General features: G+C 60.7%; 16 protein-coding genes. All 16 read left to right on the top strand.

Annotated elements, in window-relative coordinates:
- The first annotated feature begins 43 nt into the window (after window positions 1-43).
- The 16 genes from HP15_RS19665 (at window position 44) to HP15_RS19740 (ending at window position 17,873) form a co-directional block, all read left to right on the top strand.
- The gene (locus tag HP15_RS19665; RefSeq protein WP_227499674.1) at window positions 44-2,053 is read left to right on the top strand and encodes a TonB-dependent receptor domain-containing protein; all 2,010 of its coding nucleotides are present in this window, start codon (window positions 44-46) and stop codon (window positions 2,051-2,053) included.
- Between the two features lie 259 nt (window positions 2,054-2,312).
- On the top strand, window positions 2,313-3,761 hold the full coding sequence (locus HP15_RS19670) for a YfcC family protein (protein ID WP_041645936.1): 1,449 nt from the start codon (window positions 2,313-2,315) through the stop codon (window positions 3,759-3,761).
- Window positions 3,762-3,797: 36 nt separating this feature from the next.
- Window positions 3,798-5,027 (top strand): arginine deiminase, encoded by a 1,230-nt coding sequence (locus tag HP15_RS19675; RefSeq protein WP_014579102.1) that lies wholly within the window; start codon window positions 3,798-3,800, stop codon window positions 5,025-5,027.
- 18 nt (window positions 5,028-5,045) lie between these two features.
- Window positions 5,046-6,047, top strand: coding sequence for an ornithine carbamoyltransferase (locus HP15_RS19680; RefSeq protein ID WP_014579103.1), 1,002 nt, complete (start codon window positions 5,046-5,048; stop codon window positions 6,045-6,047).
- Between the two features lies 1 nt (window position 6,048).
- On the top strand, window positions 6,049-6,957 hold the full coding sequence (gene arcC / locus HP15_RS19685; RefSeq protein WP_014579104.1) for a carbamate kinase: 909 nt from the start codon (window positions 6,049-6,051) through the stop codon (window positions 6,955-6,957).
- A 12-nt stretch (window positions 6,958-6,969) separates the two neighbouring features.
- Window positions 6,970-8,361 carry a F0F1 ATP synthase subunit beta gene (gene atpD, locus HP15_RS19690; protein WP_014579105.1) on the top strand — a complete coding sequence of 464 codons (1,392 nt, stop codon included), beginning with the start codon at window positions 6,970-6,972 and terminating at the stop codon, window positions 8,359-8,361.
- A complete protein-coding gene (locus tag HP15_RS19695) occupies window positions 8,358-8,768 on the top strand; it encodes an ATPase (protein ID WP_014579106.1) in 411 nt (136 codons plus the stop codon). The genes atpD and HP15_RS19695 overlap by 4 nt, the downstream gene beginning before the upstream one ends.
- Window positions 8,765-9,070 (top strand): AtpZ/AtpI family protein, encoded by a 306-nt coding sequence (locus HP15_RS19700; protein WP_014579107.1) that lies wholly within the window; start codon window positions 8,765-8,767, stop codon window positions 9,068-9,070. Before HP15_RS19695 ends, HP15_RS19700 begins: the two co-directional genes overlap by 4 nt.
- Window positions 9,060-9,353 (top strand): hypothetical protein, encoded by a 294-nt coding sequence (locus HP15_RS19705; protein WP_041645938.1) that lies wholly within the window; start codon window positions 9,060-9,062, stop codon window positions 9,351-9,353. The genes HP15_RS19700 and HP15_RS19705 overlap by 11 nt, the downstream gene beginning before the upstream one ends.
- A complete protein-coding gene (locus tag HP15_RS19710; protein WP_014579109.1) occupies window positions 9,353-10,042 on the top strand; it encodes a F0F1 ATP synthase subunit A in 690 nt (229 codons plus the stop codon). The genes HP15_RS19705 and HP15_RS19710 overlap by 1 nt, the downstream gene beginning before the upstream one ends.
- Window positions 10,039-10,326, top strand: a complete 288-nt coding sequence (locus HP15_RS19715; protein WP_014579110.1) for a F0F1 ATP synthase subunit C — start codon at window positions 10,039-10,041, stop codon at window positions 10,324-10,326. Before HP15_RS19710 ends, HP15_RS19715 begins: the two co-directional genes overlap by 4 nt.
- 3 nt (window positions 10,327-10,329) lie before the next feature.
- Window positions 10,330-11,097 (top strand): F0F1 ATP synthase subunit B family protein, encoded by a 768-nt coding sequence (locus tag HP15_RS19720; RefSeq protein ID WP_014579111.1) that lies wholly within the window; start codon window positions 10,330-10,332, stop codon window positions 11,095-11,097.
- Entirely contained in the window at window positions 11,090-12,625 is a 1,536-nt protein-coding gene (locus HP15_RS19725; protein WP_049784506.1) for a F0F1 ATP synthase subunit alpha, read from the top strand. Before HP15_RS19720 ends, HP15_RS19725 begins: the two co-directional genes overlap by 8 nt.
- On the top strand, window positions 12,609-13,511 hold the full coding sequence (locus tag HP15_RS19730) for a F0F1 ATP synthase subunit gamma (RefSeq protein ID WP_014579113.1): 903 nt from the start codon (window positions 12,609-12,611) through the stop codon (window positions 13,509-13,511). Before HP15_RS19725 ends, HP15_RS19730 begins: the two co-directional genes overlap by 17 nt.
- 67 nt (window positions 13,512-13,578) lie before the next feature.
- Window positions 13,579-14,646: an efflux RND transporter periplasmic adaptor subunit gene (locus HP15_RS19735; RefSeq protein WP_014579114.1), complete on the top strand. Its 1,068-nt coding sequence runs from the start codon at window positions 13,579-13,581 to the stop codon at window positions 14,644-14,646.
- A complete protein-coding gene (locus HP15_RS19740) occupies window positions 14,643-17,873 on the top strand; it encodes an efflux RND transporter permease subunit (RefSeq protein ID WP_014579115.1) in 3,231 nt (1,076 codons plus the stop codon). The genes HP15_RS19735 and HP15_RS19740 overlap by 4 nt, the downstream gene beginning before the upstream one ends.
- Window positions 17,874-17,881: the final 8 nt, after the last annotated feature.

Consider the following 17,881-nt stretch of genomic DNA (forward strand, 5'->3'; position numbering starts at 1 on the left):
TATGATTGGCGCCAACTATCAGAGCTGGTCAGGATGAGGTTGTATGGCGACGGTAATTGGAACGCGTTTCATCGGATTGTGTGCTGCGGGATTGGTTTCCTTGCCCGCCGGAGTGTTGGCCCAGGAGAGTTCTCCCGACTTGCCGGTCATTCATGTTACTGAGGGGCAGAGCATAGAAGAGGCCTCAAGTACGTTGGCTTCAGAGCCCGTTGAACGTTTGTCCTCTGATCCCTCAGTGTCGCTCTCCCGAATGGGAGGTCGCGGCCTGGAACCGGTGATTCGTGGTCAAAGCCAGGAGCGGGTGGATGTGCTTCTGGACGGTATTCGCGTTGAAGGGGCCTGCCCGAATCGCATGGATCCCCCAACCAGTCGCCTGAGTTCTGCACTGGCGCCCTTGCTCGAGGTGCGCACCAGTAACCAGACCCTTCGCTGGGGCCCGATCACCGGTGGCCAGATTATTGCCACCACAGCAGCGCCTGTCTTCGATGATTCCGCCACCACAGGTCATTTGACGGTGGGCGGCGCGGACAACGGCAATGGCAAGCTGGTCAATGGCAGTGCTGCAGTGGGGAGTGACAGTGCCTGGCTTCGGCTCGCAGGCGGTTACGACGAGGCGGACGATTACGAGGACGGCGATGGCAACGAAGTGCGCAGCGCCTACAAGAACTCTGAGGCCCGCCTCGATGCCGCGTGGAAGGCGGATAACGGGTTTTATATCAAAGGCCTGGTAAGCCGTCAGGAGGAGCGGGACGTGAAATACGCCGGCTCCGGCATGGATGCGCCGAAAACCGATACCGACATCATGCGACTGGAGCTGGGCTCGCCCGTGGCCAACGGCAACTGGAACCTGCTGGCCTGGCAGGCCGATGTTGATCACATCATGGATAATTTCAGTCTCCGTGAGTCCATGATGAAAATGCTGACCGATTCCGAGACCGAAACCCGGGGCCTCCGTCTGACCCTGGATCAGAGTCCGGATGCCAGAACAGACTGGGCCATTGGTGCGGATGTCGAGACCAATAACTGGCACGCCGAACGGTTTGGCGGCGCGAATCTGGATATGCTGACGTCGGTACTCTGGCCCGACGTGGATCGAGACCGTTTCGGCCTCTTCGCTGAGCGTTTCTACCGGGTAACCCCGGCGTTAAAACTGGGTGGTGGCGTGCGCTACGATCGCGTGGAAATGTCCGCTGGGGCCGCCGACAAGGTGTTTGGTAGTGGCATGATGGCCATGTCTGCCGCCGATGCCTACGAGGCGATCTACGGCACTACCAACACCGATGCGACCGATGACAACTTCAGTGGCTTTGTAAGCAGCGATTGGCGGTTTTCTCCCATCCAGTCGCTGGTGGTTACGGCAAGCCATAGCGTCCGCAGCCCGGGCGTGACTGAACGCTACATTGCCAGCTGGAACAACATGGATCCGGCAAGACGCTGGGTAGGCAACCCTTCTCTCGACCCTGAGACGCATCGCAAGGTGGAAGTGGCGATGCCTGGCCAGAGCAACGGCTGGCACTGGCGCCCGGCCGTGTGGGTGGATCAGGTGGATGACTTCGTCCTGCGCACTCGCAATGTGGATCAGGTCAGCGTCTACCGCAATATCGATGCGCGGCTGATGGGTGTTGAGGCTCAGCTTGGGTGGAGCAACGGCACCTGGAGCACTAACAGCAGTCTGGCCTCGGTACGAGGTGAAAACCGTGACGAAAACAAACCCCTGCCGCAGATTCCGCCGGTGCAGTTTATTCAGACCCTTGGCTGGCAGCACATGGGCCATGGCATTGAACTGGAGTGGGTGCTGGCCCGCCGACAGGACCGGGTGGACCTGGAATCCGGCCAGGATCCCGGCACCTCGCCAGGCTACGGCGTGCTGAACCTGTCCGGGAGCCACCCGCTCGCCGACTATCTGAGCATCAGCTGGGCATTGGATAACCTGTTCGACAATACCTGGGCGCCCCATGTTAGCAGGGCCAATACTGATCCATTCAACCCCGAAGCCGTAAGAGTTAATGAGCCTGGCAGGACCCTGCGTGCCGCACTGACAGCCAGGTGGTAAGACCTTGCATGGCGGTTACCCGCTTCTCATAGCCGGCGGGTGACATTCTTGCCCCGAGTGGAACCAACTCCTCCACCCGGGGCTTTTTTATGGTTGATTAAAAATTGCGCTATCTCAATTCAGGAAGCGGCGGGCTGCACTATGCTGGCCTCATGCAGATCTGAACCAGTGGCCATCAGCCGCTGAGGCTGTGTTTGGCTTCTTGAGGTTCCCGGAAGGAACCTGTCTGCACAATGCGATTCACGAAAGGAGACGCATCGTGACTGAAGACGAAAAATTGCCAGAAAACCCTGAAACCGACCTTGCTTCCCGATTCCCCACCGCCTACACCATTCTTTTCGGCCTGATTATTCTGGTGGCCGCGCTGACCTGGCTGATTCCGGCCGGGCAGTATGAGCGCGCCATGAATGAAGAGGTTGGTCGGGAAGTGGCAGTTCCGGGCACCTACCAGACCGTTGATCCGAATCCCCAGGGGTTCGTTGATGTCCTGATGGCACCCACAGCCGGGTTCTACGACCCCGACAGTTACGTTGCCAATGCCATCGATGTCGCCATGTTTATTCTGTTCCTGGGTGGTTTCCTCGGTGTGATGAATGCGACCGGAGCTATTGATACCGGCATTCGCAGCGCGATGCGGCATCTGAAAGGCCATGAGATCTGGATGATTCCGATACTGATGGTGCTCTTCGCCATCGGTGGCACCACCTACGGGATGGCAGAGGAGACCCTGGCTTTTTACGCCATTCTGATTCCCGTGATACTTGCGGCCGGCTACGACGCCGTTACAGGCGTTGCCATCATCCTGATCGGAGCCGGGATCGGCGTGTTGGGCTCAACCATCAACCCGTTCGCCACGGTGATTGCAGCCAATGCTGCTGGAATACCGTTCACCGACGGCATCGTGCTGCGTTTCATTCTGCTGATCGGCGGCCTGTTGATCTGTATCGGCTACGTTATGCGATATGCCCATCGCGTAAAAACCGACCCCTCGCGCTCGGTGGTGGCAAAGCAATGGGCAGCGCACAAGAAACTGTTTCTGCAGGGAGGTGACCAGGAGATTCACAGCGCCACCCTGACAACCATCCAGATTATTGCACTGGTTATCTTTGCCCTGACCTTTGCCGTGATGATCTGGGGTGTGTCATCCCAGGGCTGGTGGATGGCCCGGATGGGCTCTCTGTTCTTTGGTGCCGCCATTGTGATCGGCATCATCGCACGGCTGGGCGAGAAGAAACTGACCGGCAGTTTTGTCGATGGTGCCCGGGATCTCCTCGGGGTTGCGCTGGTGGTCGGCCTGGCCCGCGGCATTGTGGTGATCATGGAACAGGGCATGATCGCCGATACCATCCTGCACAGCGCCGAAACCTCGCTGGGTGGCCTGCCGGAACTGGCCTTTATCAACCTGATGTTCTGGATCGAGGTGGGCATGAGTTTCTTCGTGCCGTCGTCCTCTGGCCTGGCCGTCCTGTCCATGCCGATCCTCGCGCCGCTGGCGGATTTTGCCAACGTCGGGCGGGATCTGGTGGTAACTGCCTACCAGTCTGCCAACGGCCTGGTGAACCTGATCAATCCCACCTTCGCGGTGGTGGTTGGCGGCCTTGCCATCGGGCGGGTCTCCTACGATCGCTGGCTGGCCTTTATCTGGCCCTTACTGCTCATTCTGACCGTGTTTATCACTGTGGTTATCAGCGTCGGCACACTTTTGTGACCCCCGCTGTAACCCTGCGACAAAAGGAGTTTTGTCATGTCTGAACAAACACTTGGAGTGCACTCTGAGACCGGGACTCTGCGCCAGGTCATCATCTGCCGGCCGGGGCTGGCGCACCGGCGGTTGACGCCGTCCAACTGCGATGCCCTGTTGTTCGATGATGTGTTCTGGGTCAAGCAGGCCCAGAAAGATCATGACGTGTTTGCCAGCGTGATGCGTGGTCGGGGCGTGGAGGTGCTGGATGTCAACGAGTTGCTGGCGGAAACGCTGGCCATTCCCGAGGGCCGGGCCTGGATTCTCGATCATCGGATCAACTGGAACCACATTGGCGTGGGCATGGTGTCGGACCTGCGGGCCTGGATGGATGAACTGCCCGAAAAGGCACTCGCCGAATTCCTTATTGGTGGTCTGGAGGTGGGGGATCTGCCATTCGATCCCGTCGGTCTGTTTGGCAACCACCTCGGGCGTTTCGGATTCGTGCTGCCGCCGCTGCCCAACTTCCTGTTCACCCGGGATAACAGCGCCTGGGTGTATGGCGGGGTTACTCTCAACCCGATGTATTGGGTTGCCCGCAAGCCTGAGACCCTGCTGATGGCCGCTATCTACCGATTCCACCCGAAATTCGCCGGCAAGGTGAACGTGCACTGGGGCGATCCTCTGGAAGATCATGGACTGGCAACCCTGGAGGGTGGGGACATCATGCCACTGGGGAACAGAACGGTTCTGGTAGGCATGGGCGAGCGATCCTCTCCCCAGGCCATCGGGCAACTGTCAAAAGCACTCTTTGATGGCGGAATGGTGGATCGGGTAATCGCCTGTCAACTGCCCAAAACCCGGTCGGCCATGCACCTGGACACCGTGTTTACCTTCTGTGGTGGCAACGTGGTCACGGCCTTCAAGGAAGTGGCGGATGCCGTGATCTGCTACGACCTGCGCCCCGGTGAGGGAGCAAAAACACTGGCGTTCAATCAGGACTCGCGGCATCTGTTTGAGGTGGTCGCGGAGATTCTCGGTTACCCGGCCCTGGAGGTCGTGCCAACCGGCGGTGACACGCCGGAAGAGCGCGAGCGGGAGCAGTGGAACGACGGCAACAATGTGCTGGCCCTGAGCCCGGGTGTTGTTGTCGGTTACGACCGCAACGACGATACCAACGCGGCGCTTTCGGCGGCGGGCATCGAAGTTCTGGCCATACCCGGCGCCGAGCTGGGCCGTGGCCGGGGCGGCGGTCGGTGCATGAGTTGCCCGACCATCCGGGACGCTATCTGACAGCCAGGGAGAAACGCTATGGCATTCAATCTCAAGAACCGACACTTCCTTACCCTGCGGGATTTCAGCCCCAGGGAAATCGCTTTTTTGCTGAAGCTGTCTGCGGATCTGAAGACGGCCAAGTACGCGGGCACAGAAGTGCCCAAGCTCGAAGGCAAGGACATCGCCCTGATCTTCGAGAAGAATTCCACGCGGACCCGGGTCGGGTTTGAAGTTGCTGCCTTCGACCAGGGGGCGCGGGTAACCTACCTGGGGCCGACCGGAACCCACATTGGCCATAAGGAATCGGTTAAGGACACCGCCCGGGTTCTTGGCCGGGTTTACGATGCCATTGAGTATCGGGGGTTCGGACAATCGGTTGTGGATGAGCTGGCACAGTACGCCGGCGTGCCGGTCTACAACGGGCTCACCAATGAATTTCACCCCACCCAGATACTGGCGGATTTCCTGACCATGCAGGAGCATGTGGAAAAGCCGTTGCGGGATGTGGCCTATGTGTTCATTGGCGATGCCGCCAACAACATGGGCGACAGCCTGCTGATTGGTGGCGCCAAGATGGGCATGGACGTGCGCTTGTGCGCACCAAAAGCCTGCTGGCCTGGCCAGGCCGTTCAGGAAGAGGCCCAGGCGCTGGCGGCTGAAACCGGAGCCCGCATCACCATCACGGAGGATGTTGACGCCGCCGTTGCGGGAGTCGATTTCGTCTATACCGATGTCTGGGTCTCGATGGGCGAGCCAAAGGAAAAATGGGCCGAACGGATCAAACTGCTGATGCCTTACCAGGTGAATGCGGCCCTGATGGCCAAGACCGGCAATCCGCGGGCGCGTTTCATGCACTGTCTGCCGGCCTTTCACAACACCGAAACAGTGGTGGGCAAGGAGATTCAGGAGACCTATGGCATTGACGCCATGGAGGTGACTGAAGAGGTTTTCGAAAGCCCCGCTTCGATTGTTTTCGATCAGGCCGAGAACCGCATGCACACCATCAAGGCCGTCCTCGTGGCGACCCTGGGAGGCTGACATGCTGGTTGTGGCAGCGTTGGGGGGGAATGCCCTTCTGAAACGCGGGGAGCCGCTGACTGCAGAGGTTCAGCGCAACAATGTGCAGATTGCGGCCCGATCGCTGGCCGCGGTTGTCCGGGCCGGCCACAACCTGGTGGTTACCCATGGCAACGGGCCCCAGGTGGGGCTGCTGGCTTTACAGGGCGCCTCCTACAAACCGGATGAGGCTTACCCGCTGGATGTCCTGGGAGCGGAAACCGAGGGCATGATCGGCTACATGATCGAACAGGAGCTGGAGAACGCCCTGGGACATGACCGGCCTGTCGCAACCTTGCTGACCCAGGTCGTGGTGGATCCCAGAGACCCGGCTTTTGAAAAGCCGACCAAGTTTGTGGGCCCGGTCTATGACCGTGAAGAAGGAGAGCGCCGGGCAGCCGCTGCGGGCTGGAGCATTGCGCCGGACGGCGACAAATGGCGCCGGGTGGTGCCTTCTCCTAAGCCCCTGGAAATACCGGACATGCGCGTACTGAAGTTGCTGCTCGACCAGGGCGTGGTTGTGGTGTGTGCCGGGGGTGGCGGAATACCGGTGCTGCGCAGGGACGACGGCAGCATGGTCGGCATTGAGGCGGTCATCGACAAGGATGCCGCCAGTGCCTTGTTGGCCAGGCAACTGGGTGCGGACGCGTTGCTCCTGCTAACGGATGTTGAGGCGGTCTACCGGGATTTCGGGACCGACCGGTCGACGGCGCTTTCGGAATTGACAGTGTCAGAGGCACGGGCCCTGGAGATGCCTGCCGGCTCCATGGGTCCGAAACTGCAGGCCGCCTGCGATTTTGCCCAGGCTGGCGGGATCAGCGGCATCGGGCGCCTCCAGGATGCCGTGGCTATACTTGAGGGATCGGCGGGCACTCGAGTGTCGGCCAAATAAAAGGCATTTGTCATGAGCCACAACGAGTCTCTGGATACCTTGCAGGATGCCGGTAAAGGTACCGTGGTGGCCATCCGTGGTGGTGTGGTGAGCGTCAGGTTTCCGGAGCCGGTACCCCAGATACGCGAGCTTCTCTATGCCGGCAAGATTGCGCTTGAGGTGGCCGCGCTTGAAGACCGGGGTGTGGTCCGCTGCATGGCACTGGCGCCGGTAAAGGGGCTCGGCCTGGGGATGCCGGTTCGGGCAACCGGCTCACCGATCACGGTGCCGGTGGGTGATGCCATTCTCGGAAGGATGCTGAATGTGTTTGGTGCGCCGGTCGACAATCAGCCTGTGCCGGCTACCAGCGAGCGCCGCGCGATTCATCAGCTCCCACCCCTGCTGGAAGATCGCGTGGTTCGTAGCCAGATCCTCGAAACCGGCATCAAGGCCATTGATCTGTTATCGCCTATAGAGCGTGGCGGCAAAACCGGTCTGTTCGGGGGTGCCGGTGTCGGCAAGACGGTGCTGATTACCGAACTGATCAACAACACCGTTCAGCAGCACAAGGGCGTCAGCCTGTTTTGCGGCATTGGTGAGCGTTCCAGGGAAGCGGAGGAGCTTTATCGGGAAATGGGTGAGGCTGGCGTGCTCGAGAACACCGTCATGCTGTTCGGCCAGATGAACGAGGTTCCAGGGGTCCGGTTCCTGATCGGCAAGACCGCTCTGACCATGGCGGAATATTTCCGCGATGAACAGCATCGGGATGTGCTTTTGCTGATCGACAATATTTTCCGCTTTGTCCAGGCGGGCTCGGAAGTCTCCGGGCTGCTCGGGCGTATGCCTTCCAGGGTTGGCTATCAGCCCACCCTGGCGACCGAGTTGGCCGAGCTGGAGGAACGAATCACCTCCACCCACAGTGCCGCGATTACCTCGGTTCAGGCGGTGTATGTGCCAGCGGACGACTTCACGGACCCTGCCGCCGCCCATATCTTCTCGCACTTGTCCGGCTCTGTGGTGCTGTCCCGCAAACGGGCCAGTGAGGGGCTTTACCCGGCGATTGATCCCCTGGCGTCTTCATCGGTCATGCTCACACCGTCGGTGGTCGGCCAACGGCATTACGACATTGCGCGGGCGGTGCGAAGAACCCTGGCCGAGTACGAAGAGTTGCGGGACATCATTGCCATGCTGGGCATCGAGGAACTCTCGGCGGCTGACCGAACCACCGTAGCCCGTGCCCGACGGCTGGAGCGCTTCCTGACCCAGCCGTTTTTTACCACCGCCGCGTTTACCGGTGCCGAAGGCAAGCGGGTGACCATTGCCGAGACCCTCGATGGTTGTGAAGCGATTCTGGAGCAGACCGAATTCGATCGGGATGAGAGTGAGTACTACATGATTGGCGCTTTGCCAGAGGTGGTCGCATGACGCTGGCTGAAGCAATGGACGTCACTATCCGGCTGCCGACCCGAATGCTCTTTGAGGGCAGGGCCCGCAAGCTGTTCGCGGTGGCCGAAAATGGGGCCTTCGGAATGCTGCCCAATCACATCGATTTTGTCACCTCGTTGGTGCCGTCGGTGCTGATTCTGACCCTGGAGGACGGCCATGAGCAAATCTTCGGTATCGACGAGGGCATTCTTGTGAAACAGGGGCACAAGGTGGATGTTGCGATCCGGCGCGGCGCTCCGGGCACGGATCTGGCGACCCTGCAGGAGAGTGTCCGCAAGAACTTCATTGAGGTGGATGAAGACGAACGGGTGGCCCGGTCAGCTCTGTCCAGGCTGGAGGCTGGCATGGTCAGGCGGTTCGCAGACCTGCAGCGGCCCATGCCATGACTCAGAAGCGGAGAACGCCGGAAGATGAGATCGGGCGCCGGGCCCGGCGCCTGAAGAAAGCCCGGGAAAACCCCGGGGCAAGCCCGCTGCGCGGTCTGGGTGCCTTCGGGATGATCGGCTGGTCGATCGCTGTCCCGACTGTTGGCGGCGCGTTTCTCGGGCTTTGGCTGGATCGCACCATGCCCCAGGATTTCCCATGGGTGCTTGCGCTGATTCTGGGTGGCGTCACTCTGGGCGGTTTCATCGCCTGGGCGTGGATCGGAAGAGAAAGCAGGGAAGAGGAGGATGGTCATGATGATTGATTGGCAGGGTGTGCTTTGGGGCTTCGGGGCCGGCCTCGTCGTGAGTTTTGTTTATTTTGCGGGCCTCGCAGCGAGTGTGCGTTTTGCCCTGGGCGCATCACGGCCAGTGGCGGTGCTTTTGCCCAGTGCCGCAGTCCGAATTGCACTGCTGTTGAGCGTCGGGTGGCTGGTTACAGCGGGGGCGACCGAGGTCTGGGCGTTCGTGGGCTACGGTGCCGCGTTTTTCGTGGTGCGTTACCTGGCCACTCTTCTTGCGCGAACACCGCATCCGGAGAAAGTCTGATGGAACTGACGCCCGATGAAGCAACGCTCTTCACAATCTGGGGCCTGGATATCAGCGAGACAATCGGCTTCACCTGGATCGTTATGATCCTGCTGACCGTCACGTCCATTCTGATTACCCGAAATCTGCGCCCGGATGTGCCTCCGAACCGCTGGCGCACGACCCTGGAAGTCATTGTGACGGCCATCCAGAGCCAGATCGAGGACATCTCCCCGCGGGCCTCTCGACATGTGCTCTACTTCTCCGGAACCCTGTTTTTGTTCATCGCCTTTTCAAACCTTCTGCTCGTTGTGCCGGGCTTCACACCACCGACGGCCTCGCTGTCGACCACCGCAGCGCTGGCGCTGTCGGTGCTGATTGCGGTGCCACTGTTCGGCATTACCCGGCAAGGCATTGGCGGTTATCTGAAGACCTATATAGAACCCTCCGTGGTGATGCTGCCGTTTAATATCATCAGCGAATTCTCGCGCGGCATATCCCTGGCCATCCGGCTATACGGCAACGTTATGAGCGGTGCGGTGATCGCCGGCATCCTGTTGGGTGTGGCGCCGTTCTTTTTCCCTGTGGTGATGGACATGCTCGGACTGCTCACGGGCCTGATTCAGGCCTATATATTCGCCATCCTGGCGACGGTTTATATCTCATCGGCGACAGCGACAAAGCCTTTGAAGAAGGAGAAAGATAAATGACAGATCTCGCACTCATTGCCATGGTGTCCATCCTGACCGCCGGGCTGACTGTGTCCTTTGGTGCTCTGGGCCCGGCGCTTGGGGAGGGGCGGGCTGCCGCTGCGGCGCTTTCTGCCATCGCGCAGCAGCCGGATTCCGCCTCTACCCTGTCGCGGACCCTGTTCGTGAGCCTGGCCATGATCGAGTCCACGGCCATCTACTGTTTTGTCGTGGCGATGATTGTCCTGTTTGCCAATCCGTTCTGGGATCAGGCGCTGCAGGCTGCCCAGTCGGCGGCAGGTTGAATCATGTCCATTGACTGGATCACGGTGCTTGCCCAGATCGGTAATTTCCTGGTGCTGGTATGGCTGCTCAAACGTTTTCTGTACAAGCCCATCCTGAACGGTATCGATGCCCGTGAAACCGAAATCGCGACTCGGATGGGTGAAGCCGAGGTCGCGCGAAAAAAAGCGGCCGCAGCAGAGGCTGCCTTTGTCCAACAGAAACAGGCATTGTTGGTCGACAACTCCGAGCAGGCCGAGCGGATTCGCGAGCAGGCAGAAAAGGAGAAAGATGCCCTGCTTGCAGCCACACGGGAGAGCCTTGAACGGGAAAAGCAGGAGTGGCAGGCCCATCTGGAGGCCGAGCGGGACCGGTTTATCAGTGAGCTGCACTGTGCCAGCGCCGAAACGCTCTATCAGCTTGTGCGTCGGGCCCTGCACGATCTGGCGGATGAAGACCTGGAAGAACGGATTGGCCTGCATGTCATCAGCAAGCTGAAGCCCCTGGCCCACGAACTGGTCTCCGCAGGTGCCAACGCGGAACAGGCTGTCGCGACCACTCACAAATCGCTCCCGGACAGCACTCAGGAAACCATTCGGGACGCATTGGCCGGCATGGCCCCGGGCCTTGATCTGAAGTTTTCGGTGGATCCGCGTCAGGCTCCGGGGATGATCCTGCGGATCGGCAGTGTCCAGATGGCCTGGACAGTCGACAGTTACACCGACGAGCTGACGGGGATGCTCTCTGAGCGATTGGCGTCGGGTGGCACGGGCTGGGTGCAGAACCATGGCTGAGAGACCCGCGTTGACCCCGGCCGAAGACTTTCTGGATGCCTTGCTGGACGTTCCGGCGCCATCCCCGGCACTGACCGAAGTAGGAACCGTGGCCGAAGTTGGTGATGGTATTGCAGTTGTCGCTGGCCTGGCCCGGGCCCTGGCGGACGAGCTGCTGGTGTTCGCTTCAGGCGTGCGCGGCGTGGTGCTGGATCTGGAACCGGACCGGCTGGGCGTGATTCTGCTGGGACCGTCCGATCGGATAACGGCTGGGGAGGATGTCTGGCGAACCCACAAGGTATTCAGTGTGCCGGTCGGCAATGGCCTGCTTGGCCGCATTCTCGATGCCACCGGGGGCCCGCGGGACGGCAACGGGAGTGTCGCGTCGACCGCTGAGCGGCCGGTGGAGGCCAGCGCACCGGGTATACTCAGCCGGGCGCCGGTCAACCGGCCCCTGGCCACGGGCATCAAGGTCATCGATGGCGCGGTCCCTATCGGATTGGGGCAGCGGGAGCTCATCATTGGGGACCGCCAGACAGGGAAAACGTCCATTGCGATCGATACGATTCTTAACCAGGCCCGCTCGGATGTCGTGAGTATTTATTGCGCCATCGGCCAGCGCGGAGACGCGGTTGCCCGTGTTATCGAAACCCTGCGCAAAAGTGGCCAGCTCGCAAACACCGTCGTGGTTGCAGCCGGTGATGAGGATGCCCCAGGGTTAGCCTACGTTGCGCCCTATGCCGCGATGACTATGGCCGAATACTTTGCGGACCAGGGGCGTGACGTGCTGGTGGTTTTCGACGACCTGACTCACCACGCCCGCTCCTATCGCGAGCTCTCCCTGTTGCTGCGACGCCCGCCGGGGAGGGAGGCTTTTCCCGGGGATATATTCTACGTACATGCCCGGCTGCTCGAGCGGGCCGGACAGTTCACACCAGAAGCCGGGGGTGGTTCCATTACCGCCTTGCCCGTTGTCGAAACCCAGGCGGAGAATCTCTCCGCCTACATTCCGACGAATCTCATTTCGATTACCGACGGACAGATCTACCTGTCCCCCAGGCTGGTGCGAAAAAACCAGTTCCCTGCGGTGGATATCGGGCTTTCCGTGTCGAGGGTCGGAGGCAAGGCCCAGCATCGGGCGTTCCGGGAGGTGGCAGGAAATCTACGTGTCACCCTGTCCCAGTTCGAGGAGCTGGAGGATTTTGCCCGATTCGGAACCCGGCTGGACGACAACACCAGGGCCCGTCTGACCCGCGGGGCAGCGGTCCGGACCGCATTGCGGCAGCCCGAGCGGGATCCCATGCCGGCTGTCGAGCAGCTTCTGGTATTGATGGCTGCCCTGGAAGGGCTGCTCGATGGTCTTTCAGAGAACGAAGTTGCCGAGACCATGATCAGGATGCGCAACAGTGTGGGTGACTCCCTGAAAGATGTAGACGAGAGTATTCGACAGAATCGTTCGCTGGAGGAAGCGGAAAAGCAAAGCCTGTTGCGGGTGGCCAGGGCAGCCCTGGCAGTTTCCGGAGAGGATCGTCATGGCCCAGACGCTTGAAACCCTGTCCAGGCGGACGGACACCCTTGGCAGCATTCGCAGCATTGTTCATACCATGAAAACCATGTCTGCGATCAATGCAGTGCCCTATGAGCATGCCGCCCGATCCATTGAGTCCTATCACCAGACTGTGCTGGACGGTCTGCGGGCATTTGTCGCGAAAACCGGGCCTGTGTCGGTGCCGGACGTGGCGCAGGCCGAACGGCTGTTGGTGGTGTTCGGTTCCGATCACGGTTTGTGCGGCAACTACAACGAAATACTCGCAGAAAGCGCAAGGTCGGAGTCATTGAAGGCCGGTAGCCCCGCCCGTGTTCTTTGCGTGGGTGCGCGTATGGGCGATGCGCTCGGCGATCAGGGCATCCGCCCTGAGTTTACCTTCCTGCCGCCGGCATCGGCCGATGGCATCGGACGCCTGGCCAGCGACATAGTGACGCGACTGGACGAAATCGGGGGTGGCGATGTGCATAACAGGATCGCTGTGACCCTGGTGTTCACCCGACGAGCCGACAAAGGACAACGTGAACCGGAAATAAGCCAGTTGCTGCCGCTGGAGCCCACGTTGTTGTCAGATTCCGGGGCGTCTGGCTGGCACTCCCGCTCCCTTGCCGATTACACGATGCCGCCAGCCCCATTGTTCGCGGCGCTGCTGCGTAACCACATATTTGCCAGCGTTTTCCGCGCGTCGGCCGAAGCGATGGTTACGGAGAACGCGGCCCGCCTGGCCCTGATGCAACAGGCGGAGCAGGCAGTTGATGACCGGCTTGAGGAGGTGGGCGGTCAGTTCCGATTGGTACGGCAGGACGAAATAACCAACGAACTGATGGACATTATTGTTGGCTTTGAGGCCCTCAAGAAGCCATCCGTTGTGCATTCCAGCAGTTCGTAGAATGCTCTCGGCTCCCATTTTTGATAACCTTTAGGTATTACCTAATAACCTGAATTGGAGGTGCGCAATGGGTCGGCTGGTCGCTGCAGGCGTGATGGTCTCCCTGGCGTTGCTGTCCGCGATGGCTCAGGCCCAAAGCAGTGAACGGGCGTTGATGTCAGAAGCGGTCGAACGCAGCATGTTGCAGGAGACCGTGCATCTTGACGGCGTCATCGAAGCGGTACAGCAAAGTACGGTGTCCGCCCAGACCAGCGGTATTGTCCGGAGTCTCCCCTTCGATGTTGATGATTCCGTGGCTGCCGGCGACCTGATTGTCCAGCTGGAAGACAGTGAACAGCGGTCCCGTCTGCGCCAGGCCGAGGCCGGGCTTGAGGAGGCCGAGGCGGCATTGGCGGATGCTGGGCAGCGCTTTGAGCGTATTGAAGCGGTACACGAGCGTGGCCTTGTGTCCCGGCAGGAATTCGACCAGGCCCGCAACAACCTCGCTGCTGCCAGGGCCCGGGTCGAGCGCGCCCGGGCTTCGGTTTCCGAGGCGCAGGAGCAACTCTCCTATACCCGTGTGCTGGCACCCTACGGTGGCATTCTTACCGAACGACATGTCGAAGTCGGAGAAGCGGTCAACCCCGGCCAGCCGCTGCTCAGCGGCTTGTCCCTGGAGCAGCTCCGGGTTGTGGTGGATCTACCCCAGAAGTATGCCGAACTGGCCCGCATGGAGCGTCAGGCCCAGGTCACCCTGGCTGATGGCCGGGTGATGGAAACCGGTGAGATGACCTTCTACCCCTATGCCGATCCGCAAACTCACACCTTCCGTCTGCGGATGCGGCTGAGTGAGCCCAATGGCTCGCTGTTTCCCGGCATGCTGGTGAAGGTCAGTGTGCCGGTTGCCAGCCGCGAGACCCTGTGGGTCCCGTTCAGCAGCCTGATTCAACGCAGCGAGCTCCGGGCGGTATTTGTGCTCGATGATCAGGATCAGCCCAGGCTGAGGCAGGTTCGCACCGGGGTGCGGGACAATGGCCGGCTGGAGATTCTTGCGGGCCTGAGCGAGGGCGAGCGGGTAGTCACAAACCCGTCTGTCCTGGTGGGCAGCGAGCGCCTGAATCCGCTTGAAAGAACGGGCGAGGAGTCGAGCCCGTGAGCCGTGATTTGCCGCCCGTTGGCCCCTCCGGCGCCATTGCCCGAGTCTTCCAGGACAACCACCTGACACCGTTGCTGGCCATTCTGGCGATCATTCTTGGCGTGCTGGCTGTGGTGGTCACACCCAAAGAGGAAGAACCCCAGATTGACGTCACCATGGCCGATATCATGGTGGCGTTTCCGGGCGCCAGCACCCGGGAGGTGGAAAGCGCGATCGCCACGCCGGCAGAACAGGTGATGAGCGAGATCAAGGGCGTCGAGCATGTCTATTCCGTGTCCCGCCAGGGCCAGGCGGTGATCACGGTGCAGTTCGAGGTGGGCATCCCGCGGCAGGAAGCCCTGGTCAGGCTCTACAATCAGGTGTATTCCAACCAGGACTGGTTGCCGCCCAACCTGGGCGCTGCCCAGCCGGTGGTCAAGCCCAAGGGCATTGATGATGTCCCGGTGATGACACTCACTCTCTACGATCCGGTCAACGGGCATACGGGGGAGGAACTGACTCGCCTGGCGCACATGCTGGAAGTCGCCCTGAAACGGGTCCCCGGCACCCGGGATGTCTATACCACCGGCGGGATCCCGGATCGGGTCGATATCCGGTTCGATCCGGCGTTGCTGGCGGGGTTCAACCTCACCATCGATAACATCCGGAACGCCCTGATGGCGGCCAACACCAGCAGCCAGGAGGCACGGATTGCCCGGGACAACCTGTCGATACCGGTCCAGGCCGGAACGCTGCTGGAAACCGTGGAGGATGTCCGGCGCCTTGTTGTGGGCATGCACAATGGCTCCGCGGTGTACCTGGAGGACGTGGCGCAGGTCCGCCGGGGAGGCACCGTGGCGGACCAGAGTGTAATGACCGGATTCGGGCCGGCCCGGGAAGCCGGCGTGGCTGGCCAGCCCGGCGAGGTTTATCCGGCAGTTACCCTGGCCATCGCCAAGAAGCCGGGCGAGAACGCCATCAATATCACCACGGCCATTGAAGAGCGTCTGGACCAGCTGCGCAACCGGGCCCTGCCGGAATCGGTGGAAGTGCTGGTCACCCGGGACTATGGCGTAACCGCCTCCCAGAAAGCCCGCAAACTGATTACCGATCTGATCTCCGCCACTTTGTGCGTTGTGCTGCTGGTGCTGGCGGCCATGGGCTGGCGCCAGGCCGTGATTGTCGGCATCGCGGTTCTGATTACTCTGCTGCTGACCCTGGTGTTCTCCTGGGCATGGGGATTTACCTTGAACCGGGTGTCCCTGTTCGCGCTGATATTCTCCATCGGCATCCTGGTGGACGACGGCATCGTCATCACCGAGAACATCAATCGCCGGATCCAGAACTCCCGTCGTGCGGTCAAGGACATCATCCCGGTGGCCGTGGATGAAGTGGGCACGCCTACCATCATGGCCAGTCTCACCATCATGGCGGCGCTGATTCCGATGGCGTTTGTCAGTGGCCTGATGGGCCCCTACATGAGCCCGATTCCGATCAATGCCTCCGCGGGTATGGTGCTGTCCCAGATTGTCGCCTTCGTGGTGGCCCCCTGGCTGGCCTTCAGGCTTCTTAAACACAAGAAGGGGGAACAGGCTGCCGAAGCCGAGGAGGCGTCCAGCTCTGCGGATGGCGTCAGCCCGTTATCCCTGCGAATTTTCCGGACCATGCTCGGGCCATTTCTGGGTGATCATCCCTGGCGCCGCCGTTTGCTGGCACTGGGGGTGGTGGGTCTTACCCTCGTGGCTTCGTCATTGCCGGTGTTTCAGGCGGTGATCCTGAAGATGCTGCCCTTCGACAACAAGTCGGAACTTCAGGTTGTGGTCGACATGCCCGAGCGCACGCCCATGGAACAGACCCAGCGGGTGTTGCTGGATATGGGCAGCTACCTGGAAACGGTGGACGAAGTGGCCAACTGGCAAACCTACGCCGGCACCGCCTCACCCATCAATTTCAATGGCCTGGTGCGGCAGTATTACCTGCGTGGCGATCCCTACCACGGGGATATACAGATCAATCTCATGGATGAAGAGAGTCGGGACCGGTCGTCCCATACGATTGCACAATCCCTCCGGGACCCACTGACCGAAATCGGTGACCGGTACGGAGCCAGTGTGAAAATCGTCGAAGTGCCACCCGGGCCGCCGGTACTCTCACCCGTGGTGGCCGAGATCTATGCGGTGGATGAAACCCGCCGGGCAGAGCTGGCCCGGCAAGTGGCCGAAGGCATGACCAGCGTCGATGGCCTGGTGGATATCGACACCACCCTGGAGGCACCCACACGGCAGTGGGAAGTGGTGGTGGATCGGGACCGTGCGGCACGCCTTGGTGTTTCCCAGGCCCAGGTGGTCGGTGCCCTGCAGACCGCCCTGGGGGGAACCGGGGTCAGCTTCCTGCATGATGATCATGCCAAATACCCTGTTCCGATACGGGTGATTCTGGGTGAAGGCGACAAGGCCCAGCCATCGGTGCTGTTATCGCTGAAGGTGCGGAGCCGCAGCGGCGCACTGGTTCCTCTGGCAAGCATTGCGGACGTACGCGAAGCCGACTGGATGGGGGCGATCTACCACAAGGATCTGCTACCGGTAACCTACGTGACAGCAGACATGGCGGGGGAGATCGATTCGCCGCTGTACGGCATGTTTGCCATGGTCGAGCGCCTGAACCAGCAAGCGGGGGCCCCGGAGCAGTATTTCATCGACCAGCCCCCATTGCCGGAAAAGGGCACGCTCAAATGGGACGGCGAATGGCAGATTACCTACGAAACCTTCCGGGACATGGGCGCGGCTTACAGCGTGGGTGTGTTCATGATCTTCGTTCTGCTGGTGGCGCAGTTCCGTTCCTATATTCTGCCGCTGGTGATCATGGCGCCCATCCCGCTGACCCTGATCGGCATCATGCCCGGCCATGCGCTGCTGGGGCGCGAGTTCACGGCCACCAGCATGATTGGCATGATTGCCCTGGCCGGGATCATCGTGCGCAACTCGATCCTGCTGGTGGTGTTTATCCGGCAGCTGATTGAGGAGGGCGTCGAGCTTGATGAAGCGGTGGTCCTGGCGGGCGCGGTGCGCATCAAACCCATCGCGTTGACGGCGATCTCGGCGATGGTGGGTGCTTACTTTATTCTGAACGATCCGATTTTTAACGGCCTGGCGATATCGCTGGTATTTGGCCTGGCCATGTCCACCTTGTTGACCGTTCTGGTGGTGCCATTGCTTTATTACACACTGGCGCGTTGCAAGTGGGTGTGAGCTAAATT

This window comes from Marinobacter adhaerens HP15 (assembly GCF_000166295.1).
GTDB lineage: Bacteria > Pseudomonadota > Gammaproteobacteria > Pseudomonadales > Oleiphilaceae > Marinobacter > Marinobacter adhaerens.